Source organism: Saccharothrix sp., from assembly GCF_031180885.1.
Taxonomy (GTDB): Bacteria; Actinomycetota; Actinomycetes; order Mycobacteriales; family Pseudonocardiaceae; genus Actinosynnema.
The window spans coordinates 1-6003 of record NZ_JAPSLK010000116.1; the positions used below are offsets into that span (position 1 = coordinate 1).

Genomic DNA, 6003 nt, shown 5'->3' on the forward strand with positions numbered 1-6003 from the left:
ACCGGGCCAGCGCCGACCGCGGCCTGACCACCCCGGACCTGTCCCTGTTGGTCGACGGCCTGCGCTCCGAGCGCGAGCAGGGCATCACGATCGACGTGGCCTACCGCTACTTCGCCACCCCGAAGCGCTCCTTCGTCCTGGCCGACACCCCAGGACACGTGCAGTACACGAGGAACACCGTGACCGGCGCGTCGACCGCCCAACTGGGTGTTCTTCTGGTGGACGCACGGAAGGGCGTCGTGGAGCAGACCCGCCGGCACGCGGCCGTGTTGGCGCTGCTGGGCGTGCCCAGGCTGGTGCTGGCGGTGAACAAGATCGACCTGGTCGACTACGACGAGGTGACCTTCACGCGCATCGCCAAGGAGTTCACCGCGCACGCCACCGCCCTGGGCTACCCGGAGGGCGCGGTCCTGGAGATCCCGGTGTCCGCCCTGGTGGGGGACAACGTGGTCGAGCGGTCCGACAAAACGCCCTGGTACCCGGGGCCGACCCTGTTGGAGCACTTGGAAACCGTCCCGGTCGAGCCGGACCCGCACGACGCGCCGTTCCGGTTCCCGGTGCAGTACGTGATCCGACCGCGCACCGCGGAACACCCGGACTACCGGGGCTACGCGGGCCAGGTCGCTTCCGGCACGGTTCGGGTGGGCGACGAGGTCGAGGTGCTGCCTTCGGGCTTGCGCAGCACCGTGGCGGGGATCGACACGTTCGACGGTCCGCTGACCGAAGCGGCGGCGGGGCAGTCGGTGACGTTGCTGCTGGCGCACGACCTCGACATCGGGCGTGGCGCATTGGTGGTCGCGGGGGATGCGCCCAGGGTCACCGACGAGTTCGAGGCGACCGTGTGCTGGCTGGCGGAGAAGGCGTTGCGGCCGGGGGACCGGGTGCTGGTCAAGCACGGGACGCGGACCGTGCAGGCCGTGGTCACCGAGCTGCGGGCGCGGTTCGACGAGCAGGCACTGTCCAGTGTGGACTCTCCGGGCACGTTGACGCTCAACGAGATCGGCCAGGTGGCCATCCGCACCGCCGAGCCTTTGCCGTTGGACGACTACGGCGCGGTGCGCAGGGGTGGTGCGTTCCTGGTCATCGAGCCGGCTGACGGATCGACGTTGGCGGCGGGCCTGGTCGGCGCGCCCCTGCCGGTCGAGGACGTCCGGCCTTAGCGGGCCCGGGGCCTGCCGTTGCGGGCGGGCCCCGGGCCGTTGGGCGTCAGAACTGGAGGAACCAGCTGTTCAGGGTGCCCACGTCCTGCGCGGCCACGTCCTGGATGCGCAGCTTCCAGGTGCCGTTCGCCACCTCGCTGGAGGCGTTGACCGTGTAGGTGGTGTTGATGTTGTCACCGCTGTCGTTGCTCGACGACTTCACCCGGTACGCCGTGCCGTCCGGCGCCACCAGGTCGATGACCAGGTCGCCCCGGTAGGTGTGGGTGATGTTCACGCCCACGCCCAGGGCTGACGGGGCGTTGCCGGCGACGCCCGAGACGGTGATCGAGGACTCCACCGTGGCCAGGTCGGGCAGGGTCAGCGGGGTGGTGTTCTCGAACTTCCGGCCCGGCGGGGTGCCGGTGCCGGCCAGCGTCCACAGGGCGTAGGCGATGGCGTCGCTCATGCGGTCCAGCGCGGTGGCGTTGATGTTGCTCGTGGTGTCGCACGAGCGGTGGTAACAGCGGTCGAACGCCACCCCGGCCTGGCCGCCCCACTTCTGCGCCTGCGCCGAGGTCATGGTGACCTCCGCGCCGGTGAACAGACCGCCGATCGGGATGCCCGCGCGCGCGAACGCCGCGTGGTCGGACCGGCCGCCGACCGAGGTCAGCTCCGTGGCGACCTTGCCGGTGAAGCCCGCCTCCAGGGTCTGCTGGAGCGCGAGCGAACCGGACGGTTGGCCGGAGGCGCTGTAGACGAAGTAGCCCGCGTTCGGGGAACCGATCATGTCGAAGTTCAGGTACGCCTTGATCTTCGACTTCTCCGTCGCCGGCAGGTTGTTGACGTAGTACGTCGAGCCGATCAGGCCCAGCTCCTCGGCGCCCCACCAGCCGAACCGCAGGTGCTTGCGCGGCTGGAGGTTCTCGCGGGCCACGGTCAGCGCGGTCTCCAGGATGCCCGCCGAGCCGGAACCGTTGTCGTTGATGCCGGGGCCGCTGCTGACGCTGTCGAGGTGGCCGCCGAGCATCAGGACGTCGTTCGGGTCGCCGCCGGGCCAGTCCGCGATCAGGTTGTAGCCGGTCGCCGAGTTGTAGGTGAACTGCTGGACCTGGGTGGTGAACCCGACCGCGTCCAGCTTCGCCTTGACGAAGTCGATCGACGCCTTGTAGCCGGGCCGGCCGTGCGCCCGGTTGCCGCCGTTGTTCGTGGCGATCGTCTGCAGGCTTTGCAGGTGGGCCTGGACGTTGGCCAGCGAGATGTCGGGCACGGCCAGGGTCGCCGGCTGTGCTGTGGCGCCGGGTGGGCTCAGCACGGCCGCGGCGAGCAGCAGGGCGCTCGCCACGGTGGTCGTCCGCTTCAGGGACATGGCTGCCTCCGCAGGGTGTAGGAAAGCCACGATGAGCCTGCGGGCTGCGCCGACCCGGCGGTAGCGGCGTTCGTCGTGGCTCGTTCGGGCGAAATGGGACTTCTCGATTTATTCCATCACTTCAGTGTGGATTGGAATTTAACGAGATGGCGTTGCCGGCACTCGCGGACGCCACGTTCGCGCTGTAGGCGAAGCGGCAGGGGGTCACGGTGGAGAAGCTGGTCGACCAGACCCTGGCCACGCTGTACGGGCGGCCCCGGGTGCCGCAGCTGAAGCAGCCCTTGGAGGGCTGAGGGTCAGCCCTCTTGTTGGGCGGCGCGTTTGCGGCGTTTGCCCTCGTGCATCGCTACTACTCGGGCGACCGGGATGGTGTGGCCCTCCTCGACCAGGTCTGCCGGGAGTTGTTGCGGCGCGGGGAGTTCCTCGGCCCACGGGTCGCGGGACTCCAGCAGGGCCGGTGCGGTGTGGACGGTGAAGTCGTGCGGGGTCACGTTGTCCAGGTCGTCCCAGGAGACCGGGAACGACACCGGGGTGCCGGGGCGGATCCTCGGACTGTAGGCGGCCACCACCGTGGCCCCGTACGCGCGGGTCGAGTCGAGGAAGACCTTGCCGCCGCGCTCCTCGCGGATGTACGCGGTGGTGGCGGTTTCCGGGTCCAGGCGTTCGGCGCGGGCGGCGAGGGCTCGGGTGGCTGCCGCCGCGTCGTCGTCGGAGGCGTCCACCGGGACGAAGATGTGCAAGCCCTTGGCGCCACTGGTCTTCACCGCGCCGGACAGGCCGGAGTCCGCCAGGGCGCGGTGGACCAGCCGTGCGGCGGCGACGACGTGGGCGAAACCCTCGCCCTCGGGTGGGTCGAGGTCCAGGACCATGTACTGGGGGCGGGTGCGGTCGTCGGCGCGGTGGAGGGGGACGTGGTACTCGATGGCGCGTTGGTTGGCGAACCACACCAGGGTCCGGCGGTCGTCGCACAGCGCGTAGCGGACCGAGCGGCGGGACGCCTCGGCCCACATCTCCACCGAGTTCACCCAGCCCGGTGTGTACTTGGGCAGGTTCTTCTGCATGAACGGGTCCTGGCCGCGCAGCACCCGCACCACCGACAGCGGCCGTCCGGCCAACCCGGGCAGGATGCGGTCGCGGACGGCGTCGAGGTAGTCCACGAGGTCGCGCTTGGTGGCCCCGGCGTCCGCGAACAGCGGCTGGTCGAGGTTGGTCAGCGCGACGCCGGCGCGTTCTTCGGCAGTTCCCACGCGATCACCCTCCACCGCTAGAGCAGCGCGGTCAACCGCTCCTCGACCGCGTCCAGCGCCATCCGCACCGCGCCCAGCGCCACGTTGTTCACCCCGAGCGCGGAGACGCGCAGGTCGGCGGGCACGAGCAGCAGCCGGCCGAGGCGCTTGCGGACGGCGTCGAACAGCACGTCGCCCGCCCGGGACACGCCGCCGCCGACGATGACGCAGCGCGGGTCCATGATCAACAGCTGCACGGCCAGGCCGCGGGCGAACCGGGTGGCGATGGTGTCCACAACGGACACCGCGGCCTCGTCGCCGGCGGCGGCGGCCTCGAACAGGTCGGCGATGTCGCCGGTCCGGGCGAGCCGGTCGCGCAGCGGCTGGTCGCAGCGGGCCATGCCCAGGCGCAGGATCTCGCCCGCGCCGACGAGCCGTTCGAACGCGCCGAGCCCGTCGGTGGGTGGTTTGGGTTCGTCGTCGAGGTCGGTGACCAGGTCGATGAACCCGAGTTCACCGGCCGCCGAGGACGCGCCGCGGTAGGGCTTGTCGTCGATGACCATGCCGGTGCCGATGCGCTCGCCCCACTGCACGAACAGCAGGTTGTCGCCGTCGTCGCCGCGCCACCGCTCGGCCACGACGGCGAGGTTGACGTCGTTCTCGATGGCGACCGGGCAGCCCAGCCAGTCCCGCAGTTCGGCGATGACGGGCAGGCTGGACCAGCCGGGGATGCTGGGCGCGAGCACGACCTCGCCGCGCTCGTGGTCGACGATGCCGGGGGTGCCGACGGCGACCGACCACAGGTCGGTGGGGGTGATGCCGGCTTCGGCGGCGACGTCGGTCAGCGCGGTGCGCAGCAGGCGGACCACGCCGTCGCCGGTGTGCCCGGCGGGGGTGACGGCCTGGTGCTGGGCCAGCACGGTGCCGGCCAGGTCGGCGACCATGACCAGGACCTTGTGCGGGCCGATGTCGATGCCGGCGACGTGGCCGAGTTCGGCGCGGAACCGGGCGCGTTGGGCGGGACGGCCGATGTGGTGCTCGGTGGTGCCGGAGAACTCGGCGATGCCCGCGTCGGCCAGCGCGGTGAGCGCCCGGGTCACGGCCGGGCGGGACAGACCGGTGGCGACGACCAGGTCGGACACCGTGGCGGTGTGGCCCTCGGCGTCGCGCAGGGCGTTGAGCACGGCGGTGGCGTTGATCCGCCGCAGCACGTGGGGACCGGTGGCCGCTGATCCGGTTGACACGCCCCGCCTCGCTTTCGCCTCGTGCCGCGCACGCTAGCAGAGCCAGCCCCTTGACAGGTGGTCCAGACCATAGCAGAGTATCGAACGGTTCGTTAGTAAGTGCGCCCTGTTCACGTCACTACAGGTTTGGGGAGGCCACGGTGGAAGACGTGAAGTACCGTCGGATCGCCGATCACCTGATCGGCGCGATCGACCGCGGCGAGTACCCGGTGGGCAGCGTCCTGCCCACGCTGCACGAGCTGATGGACCGCTTCGGCGTGGCCCGCGGGACGGCGCGCGCGGCCGTGGCCGTGCTCATCGCGCAGGGCGTGGCGACGTCCAAGCAGGGCTTGGGGACGCTGGTGTGCGGGACGACCATCCCGCCGCAGAAGCAGGTGCCGAGGATGCTGCCCGACGGGGCGACCTACCCGAAGGTCGTGCTCAGCGGCTGGACGGCGGCCGGCCCCGAGGTCGCGCAGCGGTTCGGCCTGGACACCGGGAGCCTGGTCGTGCATCGGGTCCGCCACCACCACACCGGCACGCGCGTGACCAGCATCGACCAGCAGTGGCTGCCGCGCAGCGTCGCGACGGTGATCGAGGAGCGGACGGGCCACGACATCTCGGACCGTTCCACCACGCCGCACCCGGACCTGACGCCGTTGCTGCGGACGGCCGGGTTGGACCCGATCGTGGCGACGGTGCAGTTGGACGCGCGGTTGCCCACGCGGTCGGAGGCGGACACGTTGGGGATCGCGGAGGACGAGCCGGTCTTGGTCGTCCACCGCATCACTCACGGTTCGTCGGGCACTCCGGTCGAGGCAACCACGTCGGTGTCCAGCACCGGCGGTTCCGCTCCCAAGTTCACCATTCCGCTGACCGGCTGACTTTTACGCTCCGCTTCTTGGACGCGCTTCGCGCTGGGACTTCGGACGCGCTTCGCGCTGGGACTTCGGACGCGCTTCGCGCTGGGACTTCGGGACGCGCTTCGCGCTGGGACTTCGGGACGCGCTGACGCGCTCTCAAGCTGAACGCGCCGGCGCGCTCTCAAG

Annotated in this window: 5 protein-coding genes; 2 read left to right on the top strand and 3 right to left on the bottom strand. The window is 71.0% G+C overall.

Annotated features, from left to right (window positions below; translation table 11 throughout):
- The coding region (locus RIN75_RS43740) for a GTP-binding protein (RefSeq protein ID WP_309118013.1) at window positions 1–1160 on the top strand (1160 nt) is incomplete at its 5' end.
- A gap of 46 nt (window positions 1161–1206) precedes the next feature.
- Here the strand turns inward: RIN75_RS43740 and RIN75_RS43745 are convergent.
- The 3 genes from RIN75_RS43745 to RIN75_RS43755 all read right to left on the bottom strand — a co-directional run bounded on the left by RIN75_RS43745 (window position 1207) and on the right by RIN75_RS43755 (window position 4975).
- Window positions 1207–2505 (bottom strand): M28 family metallopeptidase, encoded by a 1299-nt coding sequence (locus RIN75_RS43745; RefSeq protein ID WP_309118014.1) that lies wholly within the window; start codon window positions 2503–2505, stop codon window positions 1207–1209.
- Window positions 2506–2801: 296 nt separating this feature from the next.
- Window positions 2802–3752, bottom strand: a complete 951-nt coding sequence (gene ligD, locus RIN75_RS43750; RefSeq protein ID WP_309118015.1) for a non-homologous end-joining DNA ligase — start codon at window positions 3750–3752, stop codon at window positions 2802–2804.
- Between the two features lie 17 nt (window positions 3753–3769).
- Complete coding sequence (locus RIN75_RS43755; RefSeq protein WP_309118016.1) at window positions 3770–4975, bottom strand: ROK family transcriptional regulator; 1206 nt, start codon at window positions 4973–4975, stop codon at window positions 3770–3772.
- A 149-nt stretch (window positions 4976–5124) separates the two neighbouring features.
- Between RIN75_RS43755 and RIN75_RS43760 the strand changes: the two genes are divergently transcribed.
- The gene (locus tag RIN75_RS43760) at window positions 5125–5838 is read left to right on the top strand and encodes a GntR family transcriptional regulator (protein ID WP_309118017.1); all 714 of its coding nucleotides are present in this window, start codon (window positions 5125–5127) and stop codon (window positions 5836–5838) included.
- The last annotated feature ends 165 nt before the right edge of the window (window positions 5839–6003 follow it).

Excerpts from the sequence above, each read along its gene's own strand:
- RIN75_RS43745 (WP_309118014.1), bottom strand. The coding sequence starts at position 2,505 with ATGTCCCTGAAGCGGACGACCACCGTGGCGAGCGCCCTGCTGCTCGCC.